Here is a 24,236-nt window from a genome sequence, read left to right as displayed (position 1 = left end):
ATTTTAGTAGTTTAACATTCTCTTGCTGTTATAAATATACGTTCCTAGGATCAATGTTTTGTTCTTTTTTCATGAAAAAAAAGAACCAAAAATTCTAGGCTGTAAGGTCTAAGCCTAAAATGATTCCATGAAACCTAAATTCAAAAATCTCGCCATTTGCCTTTTTTCTTTTGCTTGATTTCACACTTGCTCAGCTCGCATTCATGTTCTTATATATTAGCATTTTGTTGAGCTCAAACAGTTTTGAATTTTTACAATTTGATTGCATTGTAACTTCCTCCATGCCTAAATAATTGGCTTCGAGGACTTCGCCAATTATTTAGGTTCACTTCACCATAAGACATCTCTATGTCTTATGGTTCGTTCATCTTAAGGCCGTTCCAAATTTTTATGACAACCATTAAAATCTCATATTACTTGAATTTAATTTGCAAAATACCTGTGCATGTCCCAACTTTCTTGAACTAGGAAAGGATTTCTGATTTAAAATGAATGCCTTAGTATTCTAACACAATGTGTCAATTCTTCAATAAGGTTTTTATAGTTTCTAGATCAAAATGGCCTATTGGTAATTGATTTTCGTGTTGAAATATGGATAATGAATTTAAAAGGTCATCGGTGATTAAACCATTAATCTCGTTATTATAATATCCAAAATCAGTCAACTTTTGTTGAATGTTGGAGATCATTTTTGGATTCAAATCTTCAGGGCAAAATACTTCCAATTTTTTTAGATAACCACGACTTTCGACGAGGACTGGATTCACTTTCACTATCGTTTGTTTAAAGTCTTTACACTTTAGGGTATCCGTTACAATGTAGAAGTATTTTGCCAAAGGTGGCATTTTTTCACTTCGCCAAATCATGCAATCATTCGGATTTGGGGATTGACAATTTTTATCCAGTTTTTTTACCCAAGCTGAAGATTCCAATGATACAGGGATACTAACTTGCCGAACGAAGACGTCATTTGGGTTTTTCCTGGTATAAATTGGAAAATAAACTTTGGAATATTTATACCGATCAGCCAAAAGGCAATCTTCATAGCATGGATTTGTTGAATTTTTTTGTCTAGAATTATGAGTTATGGAACATCTTTGACTGCAAAACGTAAAAACAACAATGCAAATCAAATAGATTCCATTATTGGTCATGGTTCAAATTTCTTTTTTGCTCCCATAGCCAGGCATCTAACATAATATCATCCATGGTTTTTTTTGGAGACCAAAGTAAATTCGTTTTTGCTTTATTCAAATCGGCATATATAGCGGGCAAATCACCGGGACGTTTTTCGCCTAACTTATAATTTAATTTCATCCCACTAACAAGTTCAAAAGCATGAATGGCTTCCAGTACAGAGACCCCTTCCCCGATACCCAGATTATAGGCATCTACTTTTGATTGTTGTTTTCCTGTGATGAGATATTGTAAAGCTAACACATGCGCCTCAGCTAAATCCATAACATGGATATAATCCCTGATACAAGATCCGTCACGTGTATTGTAATCTGTACCAAATACGGTCATTGCAGATCTTTTACCCATGGCGGTTTCGGTAATTACGGGAACTAAATTTTGTGGAGCATTGATTGGAGATTCGCCAATTAAGTGGCTATGATGCGCTCCTGCAGGATTGAAATAGCGCAATGAAATAGCTTGTTTATTATTCCAAGAAGAGTATGTATCAAGGATAATTTCTTCACACATTTGTTTTGTTTTACCATAAGGTGAAGACGTCTCTTTGAAAGATGCTGATTCATCGACTGGTAATTTTTCAGTTTCACCATAGACGGTACATGATGAAGAGAAGATGAGGTTCGGAATGTTTTTTAATTCAATCCAATGAAGAACATTCATTAGACTTGATACATTATTATGATAATATCTGAGCGGATATTTTACAGAATCTCCTACAGCTTTTAATGCAGCAAAATGGATAATACCCAGAATTTGATCTTCATGTTGAACTAAATAATCTATAGAACTTGAATCTGAAAGATCCAGATTGTAATTTTTAACTTTTACGCCCGTTATTTTTTCAATACTCAATAAAACGGATTCATCAGAATTAATTAAATTATCTACACTGACCACTTCATATCCAGCTTGAATTAATTCAACTATGGTATGACTTCCTATATATCCGCATCCACCAGTAACAATAATTTTATTCATGCATTGTATTTTTTTTATTGGCTACAATCAATATCCATTAAACTATGAATGACAAATATCTCATCAATCATTTATTTAGTGTTTTACTATATGCGAAGCTTTCATAAGGTCTTTTATTACAATTCGGACAATTTATTTTAATAAAAAAAATAAGAAATTTCTAGGCCTTATCAGCAAATTCCAAAATTCCTTTTACCAATTTGTCCAATTCTTTAGTCATTGTATAGACATTAGGTGTAATTCGCACACCATGAATGTTTTCCCAGTCTATGGAAACCGTATGAATTTTATATTGTGTGAAAAGATATTCAGAAAGCTCTTCTGGTTTTTTACCAGTTACACTGACCATACCTAAAGCACCACCCCAGTCAGGTGACATGGGACAATGAATATTAACTTTAGGATGCGTTTTGACTTTATTTACCCAATATTCTTTTAAGTATTGTAAGCGTTTAAATTTTCGTTCGGTACCAATCATATTATAAAAATCAATGGCATGAGCTATAGCTTGTTCTATTGGAAATGATCTCGTTCCAAGACTTTCAAATTTTCTGATGTCGGTACTTTCAGGATCTGCGGATGCTAAGAAAGGGTAGAGGTTTTTGATTTTTTCTTTTTTAACATAAAGCAAACCACTGCCTATGGGTGCACTCATCCATTTATGTAAACTGGTTCCGAAATAATCACAATCCAAATCACTTATTTTGTATGGTATATGTGCAAAAGAGTGAGCCCCATCAACCAGCACCTCAATATCTCTTTTATGAGCTTCTTGTGCGATTTCTTTTGCTGGTAAAAGTTGGCCATTCCAATTGATCATATGGGTGATATGAACTACTTTAGTTTTGGAAGTGAATGCATCAGCAAATTTTGAAACAATTTGTTCTTTGTTTTCTATTGGAAAATCAAAACTAATCCATTTAAGTACCAGCCCATCTCTTTTTTCACGTTGTTTCCACGCATTGATCATATTGGGATAATCTTGTTTGGTTAATACAATTTCATCACCAGCTTTCAATCTCAAACCAAAGATTACGGTTTCAAGCGATTCAGAAGAATTGCGGTTAAATGCTAATTCATCGGGACTGGTTCCGGCGAGATCTGCCATTTTTTGGCGCAGGGGTTCACGCCCGGCATCTAGTATTCGCCACATATAATAGGATGGTGCTTCATTACAAAGACGATTGTAATAATCTACTGCTTCCTGGACTACTCTTGGAGCGGGACTAACACCACCATTATTAAGATTAATCAGGGTAGGTGACACGGAATAAGCCTGTCTTATTTGTTGCCAGAAATCATCATCATCTTTTGCGTGTAACAGGTTCAGATCATCCAGAGCATGTTGGTATTGTTTTGTTGCAGCTTGTAATAAACCGGAAGGGTTTAAGATTCCCAAACTTGATGCTCCAATGGCTGTTAATAAAGATCTTCTTTTCATAAATTTTGATATTAACTTAGGATGAAGGTAGGTTTTTTTATTGCATTAAAAAACAAAAGCCCATTTCATTTTAGCGAAACGGGCTTTCGATATATATATTTTAATTTTTGACTTATTTCAAAATCAATTTGGATGTCAGAATTTTTTGTGATCCAATAGCTTCTATCAGGATTACACCTTTTGCTAAATCCTTTGCAGAACATTTAACTACAGATTGGTTTTGGTGATCTAAGTTAATCGTTTTCAACAATGTACCCGTAGCTGAATGGATATTGATTTTTTGTAATTCAAAATCATTAGGAACAAGAACAGTAAATTCCGATTGAGCCGGATTAGGGTACACCAATAAATCCGCTTCGGTTTTATTTTGGTCCTGAGTGCTAACCACTTTTTTAGAATCAACTAAAGTTCCTTTTCCTGGCAAAGAGACACAGTTATTATCCCCAAGTGCTGATGTGACACAGGCCTGTCCATTATAAAATACAGGGTTAATGGCTTCTAAATTGTCAATACTCCAACCTTTTAATCCTGGATTGGTAGATTCAATAGTTGCATCATTCCCAAATCTGAAACGAACGTAAAGATCTTTATTTGCATGCTTAGTAAGATCGAAAACGGTAGGAATAAATTCTGAAGTAAATCCTGAAAATCCTTTCAATAATGGAATTGCGAAAGTTGAATAATTCAAATTGCTGTTCACTCCATTGAGTAAATAATCAGATTCAGGAAGTAATTCCCAAAACAATCCATCATTCGATAATTCGATAAAACCACCGTCAATGGCTTTTTGTGTATTAAATTTTTGGAAAAATAAGAATGCAGGATTATTTCCGGTTAATTTAATAGGTGTAATATTATTAATATTATAATCGCGTGCTTCTGTACCGCTTGATTCAGCCAACCAACAAGTTGAATTATCTACACCGAATCCAGGGCCTAAAATCCATACACCATTTCCTTTTCTAACACCACTATTATCATATAGATCTTCAACATTTGAAGATTCTAAATTATCATACCAAAGGGTATTTGAAAAATTGGATGATGACGTATTTAATTTGTAAGTAATAGTTTTTGATTCTAATTCTTTCATCGAAGCAAATTCCCAGCGAACTTTGTCTGAACTTACCGATGTAGGTGTTATTGATGCTGATCCATTGACATAGGTACAGCCATTTGGAATTTCATCTTCTAGGACAACATTATTTGCTACGGCATCTCTTAAATTTCTTATTTCTAGCGTGTAGCTAATATTGCTACCAGCTTTGACTAGAAAATCTGCTTTTTTATAAATTTTTAGGTCATTGACGCATATTGGCAAGCTTTCGAAATCTTCAACTTCATCACCTACAAAATTGGATGACCCTTGTTTAGCATAATATCCCAATCCACGTCTGGCGAAAACTTCCCAAATAAGACATGTATTAGCTTTATTATTATTGATAGAATCTGCCTTCAATATGGCATTGCGGCCATCTACAAATCCAGGACTGCATGGTTGAAGTTTCATACCATCCATCACCAATTGAATGCAGATATTATTTCCTGCTGTTTTATTATTGAAGTCCGGATCATAGCCATATTTATCGCACAAAGCCCAATATAAATCCCACAACATTACGGTCCATACTTCTCCAAGATTGTGAGTTTCAGTATCGATATCTTTATAAGTAAACTCATTCACCTTCATATCTGTAGTATATGGACGTCTACGAATACCAATTCCATCGAGAGGACCACTGGTGGCATAATTGCCTATACCTTTAACATCTGTTTTTTTATCACCTGGTTTTGCGGTCAGAATTAATGACATAAAATCACTCCAGCCTTCACCCATTTGTTCTGCATTGCCGAGGCAATTAGATTGTGCTGGTCCTCCGGTTAATCGATTTGAAATGCCATGTCCATATTCATGAGCAATAATTCCATTGTCAAAATCGCCATCCAAAGAATCTGGACCAGCCGTATTATCCACTGGTTTTTGAATGGTGATGGTCAAATTTATTCCGACACTATCCCGGAATTTATCAACAACTGATTTTCTGAGATAATAAACGGGAATCGTAACATTAGCTGCTAGATTTCCGGCACCCGGAGCGATATTTTCTTCGCTAAATCCAAAAATGAGTAAAGCAACTGCACCAGCTTTTTGAGCGAAATAAGCTTTTTCACTGAAATCACAATCTCCTCGATCAACTGCTACGATATTACCTTTGCAATTAGCTGTTTTTTGGGCATCTTTACAGCCTTTTCTAGCGCTGGCAAAAGTTCCATCATCACTCCACACCACTTTTGCAGTAATGGGTGTTGTGGTGGGAGCTACTCCGAAAGAAGCTCTATTGGCAGATAAATAACCTTCTAATGCTTTAGGTGCGACGATCTGTACTTCTGATAAGGAAGCAGTCCATAAATACATTTGCATACGACCACTAGATCCATCAGAAGGTGTTGCAAAATTGGCATTATTTGATCCACTTCCATCTTGAGCTTCAGCTAATACAGCGTCATTTCCAATACCGCCTTTGCCGTAATTGTTGACTTGGAATGATCCAGATTTTTCATTAAATCCAAAACCGTACAATACATCATGGACCATATTATTTACATAAAATAAATTCGTTAATGCTGCTTTCGCATAAGTGTTGGGTTCGTCATTTGTATTAAATGGAAAATCAAAATTCAGTCCAGCACCACCATCTGCAGTAATGGCATCAGGTGTATTATTCGCATCTTTATCGAGATAAGCATACACATTATTTCCTCTAGTTATAGTAAATTCTGCACCTGCCTGTGCATTTACATCATGCCATCCATAGGGCGAAGCAGAAAGTATAGCAGGATCTGAAACCAGTTTTCTGGAACCATGTAGGGGACTTTCTACTGGAAATGGAATAACATTATAAACACTGGCTGATGGTTTAACCAGTAATGTTTTATTGTTTTCTAAAATTGAGCTCGAATGAGACTCACAATCGTGTTTAGCAGTGCTATTTTTTGAATGATTCCCAAAGGAGCACGAAATGGTTAAATTTTGTTGATCTATTACAACCCCAGTCAGCGCATCAACTCTTGTACTCCAGACATCCGGTCGATCTATAAGATCCATGGTTAAATCCCAAGCCAATTTCAAACTTCCATCAGGCATTGGAACATACATTAATTTAACCGGTATGTCTGAATCGGTAAAGTTAGTTTTTTCAAAATAAGTCTTATTTGCATTGGACCTTAATTTAGGATTAGGTAATATAGCATTATTGACTTCATAATGATTGAGTAAAAGGGTCAAAGCCTTTAATGCATCAATTTTAGGTTTGCTCGCGTTGACTTTAGATTTAATATTGGCATAAAATCTTGATGGACTGTCATAAATCTGACCATTGGGAGCAATATGTACAGAGGTTATGGCATTAAAAATTGGGATGCCTTGAAATTGTTGAAGATAATAAATGTGCGTAACGCCATTATGATCATCAGTGTAAATATCAGAAACTGTTAGATCTTTAAGGTCTGAAATGGATAAATTCCAATTCGATTGTTGACCTTGAATAAATCTAAGTCCTTGATCTATAGCTATTTGTGATTGGGAAAAGCCAGATTGGCTCCAAAATAAAGTGCTGATTAGCAATAGGTAAAATATTGATTTTTTCATTAATGTGGTTTTTAATTTGAACTGATAAAGATATTAAATATTTGAAATACATGATGGAACAAAATAATGAATGGCTTATTGGAAAGAACGCTTTAAAGGAAGGAATAGCTGCCGGAAAAAGAATTCAAAAAGTATATCTAAGTGATACTCTTGATAATGAGACACTTAAAGAATTATTAAAGTTGATAAGGGCACAAAAGATTTCCGTTCTGGTGGTCCCTAAATCTAAACTGGATCGATTAAATAGATCCAATCATCAAGGAGTTTTAGCATCCATTAGCCCTATCCAATTCTACAAAACTATGGATCTCGTTACTCATATCTATGAACAAGGTCAACACCCTGCTCTTGCATTACTGGATGGAATTACGGATGTTCATAATTTTGGTGCCATAGCAAGATCTGCTGAAATATTTGGATTAGGCGGTATCATTATTGGAAATAAAAATAGTGCACCCGTAAATTATGAGGCTATTAAAAGTTCTGCGGGTGCTTTATTGCAAATTCCTGTATGCAAAGAAAACAATCTTCTTCATACCATTAAAGAACTAAAAGCTCAAGGATTTGTTGTAATAGGCGCGGATGAAAAAGCTGAACAAACTATTGAACAATTGGATATGACCGAGCCTTGTGTAATGGTTTTTGGTTCTGAAGGAGAAGGCATCTCATATGATATTAAAAATACTTTAGACCAGCATGTTAAAATCCCACAAATTGGAAAAATAAATTCATTAAATGTTTCAGTTTCCGCAGGTATTTTTTTCTATGAATGGATGAAACAGAACAATCAAAAAAAATAATATAATGATCAACAGGATACTTACATTTTTAATCATGTTTCAGTCGTTGTCTACTGCAATTGCACAGAAGACGCTTGAGAATGCTTTACTATGGAAAATTACAGGCACTAAATTGCAGCAGGCTTCCTATCTTTTTGGAACGATGCATTTAATTCCTACTTCAGATTATTTTCTACCAAATGGAACTAAAGAGGCCTTGGCAACTACAAAATCTTTGTATTTGGAAATAGACATGGATGATATGGAAGACATGTCTGCCCTGATGCCAATTATGAATAAATTATTTATGCAAAATGATACTACCCTGTCTGATTTATTATCTAAAGAAGATATGACATTGGTCACAAAACATTTTGAAGAAATGGGATTGCCTATGGTTTTTTTTGAAAAAATGAAACCTATGTTTTTAAATGCAATGTCTTCTCCTATGATGAGCCCAGATGGGTTGGAAGGCGGGCAGATGAAATCCTATGAAATGGAATTTGTAGAAATGGCTAAATCTTTAAAAATACCGACTAAAGGATTGGAATCTATTGAATTTCAAATTTCAATATTTGATAGTATTCCTTATGGTGCGCAGGCAGCGATGTTGGTGGAAGGACTCAAATCAAGCACCGGCGAATCGGATGAATTGAAAATCTTAACCAAAGCTTACACATCGCAAAATATCAATCAGATGATTGAAACCATCAATGACAAAGATCAAAGTTTAAATCCTTATATGGATTTGATGGTCAATAATCGGAACAGTAACTGGATAACTATTATGTCTAAGGTCATGATTGAAGAACCTTGTTTTTTTGCAGTAGGCGCAGGTCATCTGGCGGGTCAGCAAGGGGTAATTCAATTATTGAGAAATGCTGGTTATACGGTAGAACCTGTTTTAAAATAGCAAGATGGCATTGATAAAAACGGTTCGAGGATTTACACCCCAGTTTGGTGAAAATATATACCTGGCAGATAATGCAACAATTATAGGAGATGTTATCATGGGCAATGATTGCAGCGTATGGTTTCAAGCGGTGGTTCGAGGGGATGTCAATTCGATTCGAATTGGGAATCAAGTTAATATTCAGGATGGTGCAATCATTCATTGTACCTATGAAAAATCAATAACAACAATTGGCGATCAAGTTAGTATTGGTCATAAAGCCATCATTCATGGATGTGAAATAAAGTCTCGCGTTCTCATCGGAATGGGTGCTATTATTATGGATCATGCGATCATTGAAGAACATGTAATTGTGGCGGCCGGAGCAATAGTATTAGAACATTCACACCTCGAATCAGGATATATTTATGGGGGCATTCCGGCTAAAAAATTAAAAAAAATAGATCCTGAAAATATTCAATTTTATATCAACAGAACTGCTGCTAATTATCAAATGTACGCATCCTGGTTTCAGGAAAAGTAATTGGGATATTTGGAGTTGTCAATACTTAAAGTGACCTCTACCTCTAATTTCTGGTACTTCTAGTATCAATTCAATTCATTCTAACTTATTAATTCAGGAATTTTAGAAATATCATTATATTTGATAGGTGTTTCATGTTTCATTTAAATGATTTCTAATTCTTTTCTGTAATTTTTGCAAAATGAATTCTTGATTCCATTTAAAGTAAATTAAATAATTATCAATGAAAATAACGGTCTTTTGTGTTTCATTAATATTCAGTATTGTTATTAGTATTCAAGCTCAACAGCAAGAAAAATATTCTAGAATAAAAATTAAGCTTGACCTTAAGGAGCACTCGATCATTGCGCTCGCCCAATTAGGTGTAGCCATAGATCATGGACAATATCAAAAGGATCAGTATTTTATTGGAGAGTTTTCTGAAAGTGAAATCAAGATAATTAAAAATCAGGGATTTCAATTCGATGTCTTAATTGCAGATGCTGCTCAGTTTTATATTCAAAGAAACACGTTTGAGTCCCAATCACCTCCACCTTCGGATAATAAGTGTAAGCCTAACGAATTTGAGAATCCTAAAATTCAAGATCCTAAACATTGGCGTCTTGGAAATTTTGCCGGATTTTTTAAATATCAAGAGATGTTGGATATTTTGGATAGTATGGCTCTATTATATCCTCACTTAATATCCATTAAAAAACCAATTGAATCTTTCCAAAGCATAGAAGGCAGACCCATCTATTGGATTAGAATTTCTAATAAACCAAAAGTAGACCAAGTCGATAAACCTGAAATGTTATATACTGCCGTACATCATGCCAGAGAACCAGGAGGATTATCCATCCTCATTTATTATATGTGGTATTTATTGGAAAATTACAATTCAGATCCGGCCATTCAATATTTGATTAATAATACAGAATTATATTTTATCCCTCTTGTTAATCCGGATGGATATATACATGATCAAACCATTAGTCCAAATGGTGGTGGGTTTTGGAGAAAGAATAGAAGATTAAATGTAGATGGGACTCGTGGAGTTGATTTAAACAGGAATTATGATTACGAATTTGGATATGATAATAATGGTAGCAGTCCCAATCCATCTTCAGAAGTATATCGTGGGACACATGGATTTAGTGAGCCAGAAACTCAGGCAGTTAAATTATTTTGCGAGCAGCACCAATTTCAATTTGCTATAAATTACCATACCTATAGTAATTTATTAATTTATCCATGGGGCTATATTCCATCTTTTCTTACTCCGGATGCTCAAATTTTTATAGAGACTGCAAAACACATGACTGAATTCAATCATTATGATTATGGTACAGCAAATCAAACGGTAGGCTATGTAGTCAATGGAAGTAGTGATGATTGGATGTATGGTCAACAATCGTCTAAGAATATTATATATGCTATGTCACCTGAAGCAGGTACCTCAATTGACGGTTTCTATCCAGCTAAAACGAGAATAACGCCTCTTTGTAATGAAAACGTAATACCTAACTTGAGGTGCGCTCAACAACTTCTAGGTCAAATAAAATTAACCAATACACAAAAAGAATATATCAACACTTTGTCCGGTTACTTTCATTATCATGTAGCTCCTTTAGGTATTCCAAGTGGAAACAACTATACTGTTTCAATACAGTCTTTGGATCTTAAGATTCAAAATATAGGTAATTCTAAGGTTTATAATCAAGTTGGATTGACGAAAGAACGCAATGATAGTATTAGTTATACTTTGAATTCAAAAATAAAAAATGGCGAAACTTTGCGATATTTACTTAAAATAAATAATGGTTTCTATGATTTTGTTGATACCATTTCAATACAATATTTTGATGCTAACACAAATATTTTTATTGATCAATTCAATACCAATACACTCAACGACTGGACTATTCCTCCGGGCACATGGGGTAATTCAAAATCAATTTATTATACACCTCCAGCATCAATAACAGATAGTCCCAATGGATTGTATAAAAATAATGCTGACAATATCATTTCGCTGAACAAAAAAATTGATCTAACAAAAAGTTTTAAAGCCCAATTAAGTTTTTATGCCAGATGGGATTTGGATCAGGATTTTACAGTTATGCAAGTAGCGGAGGAAGGAACGAATCAATGGGTTAATATGTGTGGATTGTACACCCATCCTGGATCTGTTGATCAACAGTTGGATGAACCCCTTTGGGATGGAAGCAATCCTGTCTGGGTTAAGGAAATCATTGACTTGAACGATTTTATAGGAAAGAAAATAAATATAAGATTTAAGTTAGTAAGTAATGCAGAGTTTACAGCGGATGGATTTTATTTTGATGATATGTTGCTTGAAACATTGGATACTTTTAAAGTAGTGAGTGTTAGCGATATCCATTTTTCAAATGAAATGGTAATCATTCCCAATCCTGCGCAAGATGAAATTCGAGTTCAGATGAACATAGAGTGTACGGAGGATATACAATTTGAGATTAAGAATTATTTAGGGTCTATAGTTAAACCGAAATCATTAATTAAATTGAACGAATCCATAGATATTTCAACTTTAAATAAAGGTGTTTATATTATTACAATAAGTAATCAGAATATTAAAGGATCTAAAATTTTTATTAAATAGTAGAAAGTGTTTATATTTTTTATTGAGTAATTTTATTTCGCTTATTTATATATTAAATTAATTTTATGAAAGGGATTATTTTATTTTTTATGATGTTGTGTTTTGGTATTTCGCATAGCCAAAGTCCAAAATTTACATTTGTGTTAGGTCCGGAGTATTTATTACCACGTCATACCTCCAATATTGGTTTTTTTGGAAATGAAACTGATGGAATAATGAATTTTTCTCTTAAAAAAGATGAACTATTCATTAATAAGTTTGATCCGAAAACTTTAGAGCAAACTAAAACGATATCGATAGCTTTACCAGAGCGCACTAGAAATTTTAACCATGAAGGAATATATGATATCGGATTGAACTATTATTGGTTACATAGTGACTGGGATAAAGATAATGAGAAAGAAAGTTTATATGCGGATAAAATCGATTTAAAAACTGGAAAAATATCGATTTTGAATAAAAAATTATTCTCAACCACTAAAGTAGCAGGAGCTTCAATATTAGTAAAAATTATAGGCAAGTACAATTTTAACTTTGATGCAGATAGAAAATATATGTTGGTTAATTACAGATTGGTACCTGAAGAGAAAAATGATAGGAAAAATTTTGATAAAATTGGATTACAAGTATTTGATGCTGACATGAATAAAGTATGGGGTTCTGAATTTCGATTGCCTTATACAGAAGCTGTTATGGATAATAATGATTTTTCAATTGACTCGAAAGGCAATGCCTATCTGTTAGCCAAAGTGTTTGATTCGGAAGACCGGCGAGAGAAAGATAGGGCAACAGGTAAACCAGCATATCATTATGAAGTATTTAAATTTTCAAAGGGCAGAAGTGACTTTTCAAGAACAATCATAGAGGTTGGGGATTATTTTATTCATCAGACAGTAATCATTGAAAGTACAACTCATGATATGATTATAGCTAGTACGTATAGTAAAAAAGCAAAATCTAATACTACAGATGGTGTTTTTCTAGCTATGGTCGATACAGCAGGAAATATTAAAAAGTATAAAAATGGATACTATGAATTTCCTTTAGAAGAAATGACAAAATATGAATCAGCCAGAGCGAAACGAAGAATGGAAAGAAGATCAGATTATGAATTGCCTAATTTAGTTGCAAGAAAGATAATTGTGAATCAAGATGGAAGCCTGTTTTTAGGATTTGAAGAATTCGAAATCAATATAACTGAAAATCCACCATCTAATGTTGGCAGGCGTTATACATATCAATATCGTTATGACAATATTTATGGTGCTAGAATCAATTCCAATGGAAAATTTGACTGGATGCGAAAAATTCCAAAAGCTCAATTAAGTTATGTATCTATGTGGGGATCAATGAGCTATAAATTGATCGCAGATTCCAGTGGGTATTATTTTCTTTATCTAGATCATAAGAAAAATATGAATTTAGATGTGGATGAAAAACCCAAAACACATATTGATATGCATGGAGGGCAGGTTGTTGTATCCAAAATAGATCTTCAGGGAAATGTTACTAAGGATTTACTTTTTGATGTCCGAGATGAAGATATTATATTTTATCCTACATTGTTTAATGCTATCAATTCGAATCAGTTTATTGGGCGTGCTGAAATGAAAGGTGGTGGGTTTAAACCATTATTGATAACCCGGAAAGAATAATATCCATTCAAAATGTAAAGTTTCATTATTCCTGAATTTTATAAAGAAGACATTGGAATACTTTAGACATTGAGTTGTGGACATTCATTATGAGATTAATAATTAGTGAAGATAAAAGATTAGATAGAAACTTTATTTAGATTTAAATAAAAGATTAATATTTCAACTTGTGATTAAGTTATTTGTTTTATAATTATGTAATTGACAAATTAGAAGATCCAAGGCAGTAATTAAATGTTTGTGTAAAATCTTTTCTGGATAAACTAAATTAGGTACGTAATTATTTAACAACTTTTTAGCTTTTAAATGTGTTAGTTAAATAGGTCAGAGGCTTGTTGGAAGCTTCTTTCGTTTAAATGCATAATCTCTTTCACAAGTTAAAATAATATTATGAATAAAGTTATAGTGGTTATAGTATTAATGAGCTGCAATTTGTCTTTCAGCCAAAGTTCTAAATTTTCTTTTAAATTAGGTTCAGAGTATGTCTTACCAAGAAAAACTGAAAATCTTGCATTTTTTGGTAATGAGACGGACGGTATAGTTAATTTGTCTTTGAAGAAAGATGAACTGTTTATGTTTAGATTTGATCCACACACTTTGGTGCAAACCAAAGCCAAAACTATTGAACTTCCAGAATATACAAAGAATTTCAACAGTGAATTGGTAGCTGATCTAGGATTAAATTATTATTGGTTGCACAGTGATTGGGATAAAGATTCTGAAAGAGAAATATTGTACTATGATAAAATCGATGTTTCTTCTGGAAAACTTGTAGTAAGTAATAAAAAGTTGTTTTCTGCAACTAAAATTTCGGGAAATGTAATTAGATATAAAGTTGATTTTAAATATAACTTTAATTTTGATGCTGGTAAGAATTTTTTGTTGGTGAATTACAGATTGGTTCCTGAAGAAAAAAGTGATAAGAAGAATTTTGATAAGATTGGATTACAGGTGTTTGATACAGCAATGAATAAAGTTTGGAGTGGTGAGTTTAAGATGCCTTATACAGAAGCTGTAATGGATAACATAGATTTTTCAATTGACGCCAAGGGAAATGCATATCTGCTGGCTAAGGTTTTTGATTCAGATAGAAGGAAGGAGAAGGACAACGAAACGGGCAAACCTTTATACCATTTTGAAGTCTTAAAATTTTCTAAAGGAAAACGAGATTTGACACATACAGTTGTGAATATTGGGGATTTTTTTATTCAAAAGGCCGCAATTATTGAAAATTCATTACATGAAATGGTTATCGCTTGTACTTATAGTAAAAAAGCAAAATCTAAAACTACAGATGGTGTTTTTCTGGCATTATTGGATACATCGGGTATCATTAATAAGTATAAAAATGGGTATTATGAATTTCCATTGGATGAAATGAAAAAATATGAATCAGGGAGATATAAAAGAAGCATGGAAAGAAAATTAGATTATGAGATACCAAATTTGGAAGTTAGAAATATACTAGTGAACCAAGACGGTAGCCTATTTATGGGATTTGAAGAATTTGAAATTATTGTGAATACCTATGTTGATTCTAAAGGTCTTCCACATACGACCTACCAATATTATTATCAAAATATCTACGGCGCTAGAATTAATTCTAGTGGGAAGTTTGAGTGGATGAGGAAAATTCCAAAATATCAAGTTAGTTACGATAGACCTCAAGGTACCCTAGGTTATAAATTAATTAATGACGCAAAGGGATATTATTTCCTCTATCTGGATCATAAGAAAAATTTAGAATTATCAGAGGATGAAGTTCCAAAAAGATATTTTGATGGTTATGGAGGCCAAATCATATTATCAAAAATTGATCTTCAAGGAAATGTTTCTAAGGATTTACTTTTTGATACTCATGATGAAGATTTAATGATATATCCTGCTCAATTTAATGCTATAAATGGAAATCAATTTATTGGTCGAGCTGACATTAAACGAGGAGGCTATAAGCCATTACTGATAACCATAAAAGATTGAGATGAATTGCGGATGGTGGGATACGATTTTTAGATTGTTTTAATAGATTGGTTATAACGATCCTTTTTAAGTTGATATTTGTATCGATTACATGGTATTTTGGTTTTTTGCCAAATTACACCTATTTGCAACTCATTAAGTGAATTACTATTTATCTTCTAATATTACTTTAGTTATTATAATTTTATTACCAGCCCCATTCTCCAAGGGTGAAATTCAATTTGATACATATTTTGATTATCTATTAATTTTGACAAGTCATAATTAATTGATAAAGCCGTTCTTTTTTTTCCTAATGAAAGACTTAAACCATAATTATTTTGGTTAAGGCCATAATTATCTTTTATCTTAATTTTAATATCTTGATCGTATTGTTGGTACCATCCATATCTTGTTTGTTTTATTCGGAAGCCGAAATAAGTTCCAATGGAAATTCTAGTTTTCTTTACCTTCAATTCTATTCCTAATGGGATGTTGAAATAGTTACCTTTAAGTCTTATTTGATCATAAGATATTGTGTCAAGAGGTGTTGATATTTCATTCCGAATAACATTACTAAAATTATATTTCATCGTAAATTGTCTATTGTCAAAACCCAAGCCATAATATATGTTTAATGGATTATTCGGCTTGCCAAGATGAGTTTTCCAAATAAGAGATAAATCTCCGAATAAATTAAATGATTTCCACATATTGATTTTTATAGGGTGATTGCCTCGTAGTAAAGTCGATTGATTCCAATTATTAAAATACATCCCAAATTGTAAGTGGAGCGTAGTTCGTTTACCAGAATTCATCGTCATGACTTTTCCAGCAATGTTCATTGGAGAAAATGTTCTGGATCGTTGAGGTATTTCCGGGTAAGGTGTTTGAAATGAAGAATCGGATAAGGTATCCATTATTTCTGAACCAGTTGACTCTTGTGTAGGATAGTCTGATTCTATGATCAATGTAGTATCCATCAATTCTTCTATGGGTTTAGGATAATTATCCTGATTAATAGAATCTATGAGTTGATACATCAAATCACTATTGGCAACTATTAAGTTAAATATCTGATTATTAAAATTTTCTTTTTGTGTTAAAAACAGTATAGTATCTATTTTTCCATTGAAATACCATTGGGTATATTGATTCATACTATCTGTCAGAGAAGAAACCAATTTATAATTATCACTAATTTTGTGGGTAATAGATTGTGATCGAATGAAGCTAAATGATAAGATGAAATAGCATATCATCAGGCCAATTGTTCTTATTGTATAAAAGCTAGATTTATTAAACATTTATTATTTTTAAGTTATTCAAATGAGCCAATGAATACAAATATATGCATAATTGAAATTAAATCAAAATGTTATTTGTCGGCTTAAGGATTTTGGATAAAGTAGGTTATAATTATTGATTGAAAGTTATTCTATTTCATGTAAAGCATGGATAGCTTTTCTAACGCTTCCTGATTGTAGTAACAAATGTTTAGCAGCCTCATAATCCATGTTTCTATGATTTAGTATCATTTTAACGCCACGATCAATCAGTTTGTCGTTGGTTAATTGCATATCAACCATTTTATTGTCGACAACTCGACCTAATCCTATCATCGTACAGGTTGTGATCATATTTAAAATTAATTTTTGAGCTGTTCCTGACTTCAGACGGGTACTACCTGTTATAAATTCCGGCCCCACTTCACATTCTATTTTAAAATCTGAATATTCAGTTATCGGACTATTTGGATTACAGGTAATGCATGCAGTGGTAATTTTCTTTTCCTGACACTTTTTTAACCCATGAATAACGTAGGGTGTTGTACCACTTGCAGCTATACCTACTACTGTATCTAATGATTCGATCTGGTATTCTGTTAAATCTTTCCAAGCTTGATCTATATGATCTTCAGCAAATTCTACAGCTTTACGAATAGCCCCATCGCCTCCAGCAATAATTCCGATAATCCAATCATCAGGAATACCAAAAGTAGGAGGACATTCTGAAGCATCGATTACTCCTAATCTTCCGCTGGTGCCTGCTCCTATAAAAAACAATCTGCCACCCAATTTCATTTGTGGAATCAGGTATTGTATGAATGCCTCAATTTGAGGTGTGCATGATCTTATTGCAATGGGGACCTTTTGATCTTCTTCATTCATTAATTGGAGAAGCTCAAGAACTGATTTTTTTTCCAGTTGATGATGTAGTGATTCTGATTCTGTAATTTTTTTAAAACTCACTCAATTCTGATTTTTTGATATTAGCATTAATCCAATGAATGTAATTAATCCATTGAAGGCGACTAATAACGTGCCAAAGGTAAAGCCATTTAACCATTCCTTAGAATGCATATTTACGATATAAGATAATAGAACTGATGCCATACAAATAATAGGAACCCATAAAGCGTAAATTAATTTTCTGTTAGTTCCAATAGCGAAAGCAAATAGTCCTAATATGGGGCCATAGGTATAACCGGCGAACTGAAAAACCTTATTTATGACAGCATCGTCATTGAGCCAATAGAAAATTACAATAACAAAAAATAGGCTGAATGAAAATCCAAGATGCACACAAGTTCGGATGAATTTCTTTTTCTGTTCAGTCCATGTATTTTTTGAAAAATTTAAAAAATCCACACAAAATGATGTAGTCAATGACGCCAATGCAGAATCAGCACTTGCATAATTGGATGCCGTTAGTCCAAGAAGGAACAGTATTGCCCCGGCCCCACTTAAATAATTGAATGCTATCATTGGAAATAACTGATCAGATTTTGGTGGTAACGCAATGCCTTGTTGTTGAACAAATAAATAAAGACCTGCGCCTAAACATAGAAATGCCAGATTGACAAAAAAGAGCAACATCGAAAAACTAAACATATTCAATTGCGCTTCTTTGAGATTTTTGCAAGTCAAATTTTTTTGCATCATATCTTGATCTAAACCGGTCATAACTAATGCTATCAACATACCACCAATGACTTGTTTGAAAAAATTGTTTGGGTCACTCCAGGCAGCATCAAAATAAAAAATCTTACCATAATCAGAGGATAAAACTTTTTCAAAATAACCAAAAATACTAACGTCAAGTTGTTCACTTAAAAAGAAGATGGTCAAAATTAATGAACCCAACATGCAAATCGTTTGAAAGGCATCCGTGAAAATAATCGTTTTAATGCCACCTCTAAATGTATAAACCCAAATTAAAAAAATTGAAATTAAAACAGTGATCCAAAATGGAATGCCATAATGTGAAAATATAAACTGATGCATTACCAAGGCTACGATATACATTCTAAAAGATGACCCCACTGTTCGTGAAAGGATAAAAAAAGCAGCACCTGTTTTGTAGGAACTTAAGCCAAGTCTCTTATCTAAAAATTCATAAATTGATATTACATTATATCGATAATATATGGGCATCAATACATTTGCAATAATCATATATCCAATGAGATATCCCCACACCATTTGCATGTATGATAAATTTTGATTGGCTCCACCAGCGCCCACTACACCAGGTATACTGATGAATGTCACACCTGATAATGATGAACCAATCATTCCGAAAGCAACCAAGTACCAAGGTGAACTTTTCTTTGCAGTAAAGAAATTTTCATTAGAATTATCTTTTGATGTCAGAAAGGAAATAACAATGAGTAATAAGAAGTACCCAATCATCAACAACAATAACTGTAAAGGCTGTGACATGTAGAATCTTTATGTAAAAGTATAAATTTTGAGTTAAGTGACAAGTTAAATGCTGAATCTATTTAAACCATCGGATTAAATGAGCGTTAATTCCACATTATTCTGACGGATCTTTTCTTTATGTTAGCTTCAGTATTACATCTTTATAAGAATGCCTTTACAGGATTGAATCCTTCTGTTTGGTTGCTCTCGTTGGTACAATTAATTAATAGAAGTGGGACTATGGTGGTTCCATTTATGACCATGTACATGACTCAAAGCCAGGGTGTGAGTATAACACAAGCAGGATTTGTATTGACCTGTTTTGGTGTAGGATCGATTTTAGGAGCTCTTGCAGGTGGAAAACTCACAGATAAGTTCGGATATTATCCTGTGATGTTGGGTACATTAACCTTTGGTGGGTTTTCGTTTTTTGTTTTAGGCTTATTGCATGATTATACTTGGATTTGTGTGATGACCTTTGTTTTGGCAATGATCAATGAAGCTTTTCGACCTGCCGGGATGACTGCGATTGGTGCATTTAGCAATGCTGAAACTCGAACCCGAAGTTCTTCATTGGTGCGACTTTCTGTAAATTTAGGTTGGGCTATTGGCGCAAGTATAGGAGGATTGATAGCGTCCTTTAATTATCAATATTTATTTTGGGTTGATGGTTGGACGAATTTATTTGCTGCTTTTATTGTATTGTTTTTTTTAAAGAACAGACCAATTGTAAAGGAACTGCCAAAGACCCAAACGACTTTATTTGTTTCAGCATACAAGGATAAAGCTTACATGATTTTTATTTTTTTAAGTTTGCTTTTTGCAATTTGTTTTTTTCAAGTGTTTACGACCTTGCCGTTATATCTTAAAAGAGAATTATTGCTATCAGAGAGACAGATTGGATTAACCATGGCACTGAATGGATTGCTTATTGCCTTATTTGAAATGGTTATTATTACAAAAATTTCTAAAAAAACCAACGAACTCAATTACATTATATTGGGTACTCTAATAGTGGGTTTTTCATATATTCTATTTAATTTGTTTCCCATTAATCCTTTTCTGATTGCAGTTATTGCATCAATCATTATTACAATAGGAGAAATATTATCAATGCCATTTATGATGAGTTTTTGGCTTAATAGATCCAATGAATCGAATAGAGGACAATATGCCGCTCTTTACACGGTTTCATACAGTGCAGCGCATATTCTGGGGCCAAGTTTTGGTGGATTAATTGCAGATCATTATGGGTTTCACATACTTTGGTGGGTTATTTTTATAATGAGTATATTCACAGCTTTAGGTTATTATTATTTAAAGCAAAACGAGTCCAGAATTGATCTTAAATCACTGGTTTAAGTCCACATTGAAGAGGTTAAATGTGGAAGCATATTTTTCTGAGATTCAATGTTTCTTGGAATTGCTTATTTCTAAAAAGTGGAAAAAAGTGATGCAGATGCCAATACAAAACATCTTCATTAAAATATTGATACTGAACATGTAATGCTCTAATAACTGCATCTTACTTTAAACTAGAAAGTGCCACTTTGACCCTTGATTCATTTTTACTAAATATTGTAATTTAAATGTTTCTTAGAAAGCGCATTTAAAAAATGTTCAATGATTTTTGTAAATATTTGATTTTAAATAAATTATACATTTACAAATTTTATTTTATGTTTATTGGCATGAATTAATTGGTTAAGATCATTGAAAAGTGCCATTGAGTACGATTTTTTGTAGTATCTTCGCGCCGCAAAAATTATTTCTTAACCTATAAAAATTGCCAAAATGTTGGACGAAAAAGATTTAACACCAGATTTAACACCAGATTTAACACCAGAAGATGATCTTATAACAGACCTTCCAGGTGAAATTGAGATCCTCGAATCCCCGGACATCCCTGTAGTAATCGATAAAGAAGAAGAAGTTGGCGTATTACTTGAAGAGGAAATTGCTTTAGAAACTTTGGTTGAAGCCGATGATTATTCCGGCCCACATGATGAATTTGATTGGACTATAACAAATAGAAATGCAGTTAATTATTCACCTGAAGAGACTAAGCGCTTATTGGCTGAATATGACAGTACCTTTAATTCTATACATGAAGGTCAGGTATTACAAGGAAAAGTTGCAAGTATTGTTGGAAGTGATGTAGTATTTGATATTCGATTTAAATCTGATGGTTTAATTCCATTATCTGAGTTTAGAGATTTGGATTTGAAACCAGGCGATTTGGTTGAGATTTATGTTGAACGCACAGAAGATGAGCAAGGACATTTAGTTTTATCACGTAAGAAAGCTAAGCTATTAAGAGCTTGGGAGATATTAGTAGATTCTTATAAAAATGGTACCATTATAAAAGGTAACGTTATTAGTAAAACTAAAGGTGGTTTGATTGTGGACTGTAACGGTTTGGAAACATTCTTACCTGGTTCACAAATTGATATAAAACCAATTGTAGATTATGATGCATACGTTGGAAAGACGATGGAATTTAAGGTGGTTAAAATCAATGAAACCATTAAGAATGCTGTTGTTTCCCATAAAGCATTGATTGAAGGCGATTTACAAGAACAAAGAGAACAAATTATTTCTGGATTAGAGAAAGGTCAAGTATTAGAAGGAACTGTTAAGAATATTACGGATTTCGGTGCATTCTTAGACTTAGGAGGTGTAGATGGTTTATTATATATCACTGATATTTCATGGGGTAGAATTAGTCATCCTTCAGAAGTTTTAGAGAAAAATCAAAAAATCAATGTCGTTGTATTGGATTTTGATGAAAACAAAAAACGTATTTCATTGGGTTTAAAGCAACTTCAACCTCATCCTTGGGATGTCATCCCAGCTGATATCGTTGAAGGATCCACGGTCAAAGGAAAGATTGTTAACATTGAAGACTACGGAGCTTTCTTGGAGATTTATCCGGGCGTAGAAGGATTAATTCACGTGTCTGAAGTAAACTGGAACAGTCAACCAATTAATGCAAAAGATTTCTTCTTCTTAGGTCAAGAGTTTGAAGCTAAGGTTGGAACAATAGATCGTGAGGAACGAAAGATGTCTTTAAGTTTGAAACAATTGGTTGAAGATCCTTGGACACATGTTCAGCAGAATTTCTCTGTCGGAACTCGTCATACCGGAGTTGTTAAAAATCTTACTCCTTATGGTGTATTTGTTGAATTAAGTGAAGGCATTGGTGGAATGGTACACATTTCTGATTTGTCTTGGACAAAACGATATAATCATCCATCTGAATATACGAAAGTAGGCCAGAATTTGGATGTATTAATTACTGATATAGATCTTGAAAATCGTAAGTTGTCCTTAGGACATAAGCAATTGGAAGAAAATCCATGGGATACCTTTGAGAGTATATTCCCTGAAGGCTCTTACCATGAAGCTACTGTGTTAAGAAAAGATGACAGAGGATTCACTGTTCAATTACCATATGGATTGGAAGCTTATGCTCCTGTAAAATTCATGAAAAAGGAAAACAATCTGAATGCTTCAGTTGATGAAACACTTACAGTAAAGGTTATCGAATTCAACAGAGAGGAGAAGAAAATTATCGTTTCCCACACCAGATATCTTGAAGATATCCGTAAAGAAGCAGATGATAATGTTAAAAAAGAGAAAGATGTAGAACGTCAGGTTACTAAGAAAGCTGTTGAAAAAATTCAAACTAAAGTTGAGATGAGTACTTTAGGAGAAATTGAAGGTTTTAGTCAATTAAAAGAGCAACTTCAGGAATCAGCTAAAGCCAAATTAGATGCTAAAGCAGAGGCTAAAGCTAACGCAGCACCTGCGGAAATTAAAGTTGAAGCGACAGAAAAAACTCCAAAAAATGAACTTTTTGAGACATCTGAATCGGAAGCTGAAGTAAAACCTAAAGCAAAAGCGAAAGCTAAGTCAACTACTGGAGATGATCTAAAAATTATTGAAGGTATTGGGCCAAAAATCGCAGAATTATTGAATGCTGATGGAATTAACACATTTGAAGAATTAGCAAATGCTGAAATATCTAAGATTCAAACCGTTTTGGATAATGCTGGCTCAAGATATAGAATGCATGATCCTAGCACTTGGCCACAACAAGCAAGATTGGCTTTTGAAGGTAAAATGGATGAATTAAAAGTATTACAAGATTCATTAAAAGGCGGAAAAGCTTAGAACTCTTTTTAGCTAAAAATCATATGAAGGCTCTTGGTTAATTCCAAGGGCCTTTTTTGTTTAGTCTTTTTTATAAAAGGTTAAACAAAATAATTTTACCTGTGTTTTGTTTCTGAATGAATAGTTCTAACCGTAAAATTGGAATCATAGGATCCGGCATTGCAGGTATGGCAGCAGCTATTGAATTGGCGCATGCTGGATTTCACGTTGAAATATTTGAAAAAAACGAAAGTCCTGGAGGAAGAGGAAGATCTTTTACCGAAGGTGGATTTACCTATGATATGGGGCCGAGTTGGTATTGGATGCCAGAAATATTCGAAACTTTTTTTAATGAATTTGGAAAAAGTACAAAGGATTATTTTGAATTAATCCGATTGGATCCTTCTTATAGAATGTTTTTTAAGGAAGGACTCATTGATGCACCTGCTCAGATGGAACAAATCAATCGTATATTTGAAGATTTGGAACCTGGGAGTTCTCTATTTTTAGAAAAATTCTTGAAAGATGCGAAGATAAAATATGAAATCGGAATGAACCAATTCGTAAGGAAACCTGCATCGAATGTAAGAGAATATCTGAATTGGAAAATTATTAAAAACGCGATTAAATTACAATTGATAACATCTATTGAAGCCT

Annotated in this window: 16 protein-coding genes (1 of these 16 only partly in view); 9 read left to right on the top strand and 7 right to left on the bottom strand. The window is 33.3% G+C overall.

From position 1 onward, the window contains the following. Positions 1 to 518 precede the first annotated feature (518 nt). The 4 genes from IPK88_02210 to IPK88_02195 all read right to left on the bottom strand — a co-directional run bounded on the left by IPK88_02210 (position 519) and on the right by IPK88_02195 (position 7,265). Complete coding sequence (locus IPK88_02210) at positions 519 to 1,154, bottom strand: hypothetical protein (GenBank protein MBK8242212.1); 636 nt, start codon at positions 1,152 to 1,154, stop codon at positions 519 to 521. Then, a complete protein-coding gene (gene galE / locus IPK88_02205) occupies positions 1,144 to 2,175 on the bottom strand; it encodes a UDP-glucose 4-epimerase GalE (protein ID MBK8242211.1) in 1,032 nt (343 codons plus the stop codon). The genes IPK88_02210 and galE overlap by 11 nt, the downstream gene beginning before the upstream one ends. Positions 2,176 to 2,335: 160 nt before the next feature. Beyond that, the gene (locus tag IPK88_02200) at positions 2,336 to 3,616 is read right to left on the bottom strand and encodes an aminotransferase class V-fold PLP-dependent enzyme (protein ID MBK8242210.1); all 1,281 of its coding nucleotides are present in this window, start codon (positions 3,614 to 3,616) and stop codon (positions 2,336 to 2,338) included. Between the two features lie 112 nt (positions 3,617 to 3,728). Further along, positions 3,729 to 7,265, bottom strand: a complete 3,537-nt coding sequence (locus IPK88_02195) for a M36 family metallopeptidase (protein ID MBK8242209.1) — start codon at positions 7,263 to 7,265, stop codon at positions 3,729 to 3,731. Between the two features lie 50 nt (positions 7,266 to 7,315). Between IPK88_02195 and rlmB the strand changes: the two genes are divergently transcribed. The 6 genes from rlmB to IPK88_02165 all read left to right on the top strand — a co-directional run bounded on the left by rlmB (position 7,316) and on the right by IPK88_02165 (position 15,738). Continuing rightward, complete coding sequence (gene rlmB, locus IPK88_02190; GenBank protein ID MBK8242208.1) at positions 7,316 to 8,065, top strand: 23S rRNA (guanosine(2251)-2'-O)-methyltransferase RlmB; 750 nt, start codon at positions 7,316 to 7,318, stop codon at positions 8,063 to 8,065. A 34-nt stretch (positions 8,066 to 8,099) separates the two neighbouring features. Continuing rightward, positions 8,100 to 8,957, top strand: a complete 858-nt coding sequence (locus tag IPK88_02185; GenBank protein MBK8242207.1) for a TraB/GumN family protein — start codon at positions 8,100 to 8,102, stop codon at positions 8,955 to 8,957. Positions 8,958 to 8,961: 4 nt separating this feature from the next. Continuing rightward, the gene (locus IPK88_02180; protein MBK8242206.1) at positions 8,962 to 9,480 is read left to right on the top strand and encodes a gamma carbonic anhydrase family protein; all 519 of its coding nucleotides are present in this window, start codon (positions 8,962 to 8,964) and stop codon (positions 9,478 to 9,480) included. A 223-nt stretch (positions 9,481 to 9,703) separates the two neighbouring features. Continuing rightward, positions 9,704 to 12,103, top strand: coding sequence for an immune inhibitor A (locus IPK88_02175; GenBank protein ID MBK8242205.1), 2,400 nt, complete (start codon positions 9,704 to 9,706; stop codon positions 12,101 to 12,103). A 65-nt stretch (positions 12,104 to 12,168) separates the two neighbouring features. Beyond that, positions 12,169 to 13,758, top strand: coding sequence for a hypothetical protein (locus IPK88_02170; protein MBK8242204.1), 1,590 nt, complete (start codon positions 12,169 to 12,171; stop codon positions 13,756 to 13,758). Between the two features lie 390 nt (positions 13,759 to 14,148). After that, entirely contained in the window at positions 14,149 to 15,738 is a 1,590-nt protein-coding gene (locus tag IPK88_02165) for a hypothetical protein (GenBank protein ID MBK8242203.1), read from the top strand. A 176-nt stretch (positions 15,739 to 15,914) separates the two neighbouring features. Here IPK88_02165 and IPK88_02160 read toward each other — a convergent pair whose 3' ends face one another. The 3 genes from IPK88_02160 to IPK88_02150 all read right to left on the bottom strand — a co-directional run bounded on the left by IPK88_02160 (position 15,915) and on the right by IPK88_02150 (position 19,442). Beyond that, on the bottom strand, positions 15,915 to 17,024 hold the full coding sequence (locus tag IPK88_02160; GenBank protein MBK8242202.1) for a hypothetical protein: 1,110 nt from the start codon (positions 17,022 to 17,024) through the stop codon (positions 15,915 to 15,917). Positions 17,025 to 17,150: 126 nt separating this feature from the next. Next, positions 17,151 to 17,969, bottom strand: a complete 819-nt coding sequence (gene murQ, locus IPK88_02155) for an N-acetylmuramic acid 6-phosphate etherase (GenBank protein MBK8242201.1) — start codon at positions 17,967 to 17,969, stop codon at positions 17,151 to 17,153. After that, positions 17,970 to 19,442, bottom strand: a complete 1,473-nt coding sequence (locus IPK88_02150; protein MBK8242200.1) for a sodium:solute symporter — start codon at positions 19,440 to 19,442, stop codon at positions 17,970 to 17,972. Positions 19,443 to 19,562: 120 nt separating this feature from the next. Between IPK88_02150 and IPK88_02145 the strand changes: the two genes are divergently transcribed. The 3 genes from IPK88_02145 to crtI all read left to right on the top strand — a co-directional run. Further along, positions 19,563 to 20,786: an MFS transporter gene (locus tag IPK88_02145; protein ID MBK8242199.1), complete on the top strand. Its 1,224-nt coding sequence runs from the start codon at positions 19,563 to 19,565 to the stop codon at positions 20,784 to 20,786. A gap of 432 nt (positions 20,787 to 21,218) precedes the next feature. Then, a complete protein-coding gene (rpsA, locus tag IPK88_02140; protein MBK8242198.1) occupies positions 21,219 to 23,600 on the top strand; it encodes a 30S ribosomal protein S1 in 2,382 nt (793 codons plus the stop codon). 116 nt (positions 23,601 to 23,716) lie between these two features. After that, positions 23,717 to 24,236 carry the beginning of a phytoene desaturase gene (crtI, locus tag IPK88_02135; protein ID MBK8242197.1) on the top strand. It continues 962 nt past the right edge of the window, so 520 of the gene's 1,482 nt are visible here — the first part of the coding sequence; its start codon is at positions 23,717 to 23,719; the stop codon falls past the right edge of the window.

Origin of the sequence: Candidatus Defluviibacterium haderslevense, assembly GCA_016712225.1 — a bacterium.
Classification (GTDB): Bacteria; Bacteroidota; Bacteroidia; order Chitinophagales; family Saprospiraceae; genus Vicinibacter; species Vicinibacter haderslevensis.
Note: the sequence above shows the minus strand (reverse complement) of the source record. Positions and strands in the feature narration are given on the sequence as shown.

Bases quoted from the DNA above. Each gene is read 5' to 3' on its own strand.
- IPK88_02180 (MBK8242206.1), top strand. From the start codon at position 8,962: ATGGCATTGATAAAAACGGTTCGAGGATTTACACCCCAGTTTGGTGAA.
- IPK88_02195 (MBK8242209.1), bottom strand. From the start codon at position 7,265: ATGAAAAAATCAATATTTTACCTATTGCTAATCAGCACTTTATTTTGG.
- galE (MBK8242211.1), bottom strand. From the start codon at position 2,175: ATGAATAAAATTATTGTTACTGGTGGATGCGGATATATAGGAAGTCAT.
- rlmB (MBK8242208.1), top strand. From the start codon at position 7,316: ATGATGGAACAAAATAATGAATGGCTTATTGGAAAGAACGCTTTAAAG.
- IPK88_02200 (MBK8242210.1), bottom strand. From the start codon at position 3,616: ATGAAAAGAAGATCTTTATTAACAGCCATTGGAGCATCAAGTTTGGGA.
- rpsA (MBK8242198.1), top strand. From the start codon at position 21,219: ATGTTGGACGAAAAAGATTTAACACCAGATTTAACACCAGATTTAACA.
- IPK88_02170 (MBK8242204.1), top strand. From the start codon at position 12,169: ATGAAAGGGATTATTTTATTTTTTATGATGTTGTGTTTTGGTATTTCG.
- IPK88_02160 (MBK8242202.1), bottom strand. From the start codon at position 17,024: ATGTTTAATAAATCTAGCTTTTATACAATAAGAACAATTGGCCTGATG.
- IPK88_02145 (MBK8242199.1), top strand. From the start codon at position 19,563: ATGTTAGCTTCAGTATTACATCTTTATAAGAATGCCTTTACAGGATTG.
- IPK88_02210 (MBK8242212.1), bottom strand. From the start codon at position 1,154: ATGACCAATAATGGAATCTATTTGATTTGCATTGTTGTTTTTACGTTT.
- IPK88_02175 (MBK8242205.1), top strand. From the start codon at position 9,704: ATGAAAATAACGGTCTTTTGTGTTTCATTAATATTCAGTATTGTTATT.
- IPK88_02150 (MBK8242200.1), bottom strand. From the start codon at position 19,442: ATGTCACAGCCTTTACAGTTATTGTTGTTGATGATTGGGTACTTCTTA.
- IPK88_02185 (MBK8242207.1), top strand. From the start codon at position 8,100: ATGTTTCAGTCGTTGTCTACTGCAATTGCACAGAAGACGCTTGAGAAT.
- IPK88_02165 (MBK8242203.1), top strand. From the start codon at position 14,149: ATGAATAAAGTTATAGTGGTTATAGTATTAATGAGCTGCAATTTGTCT.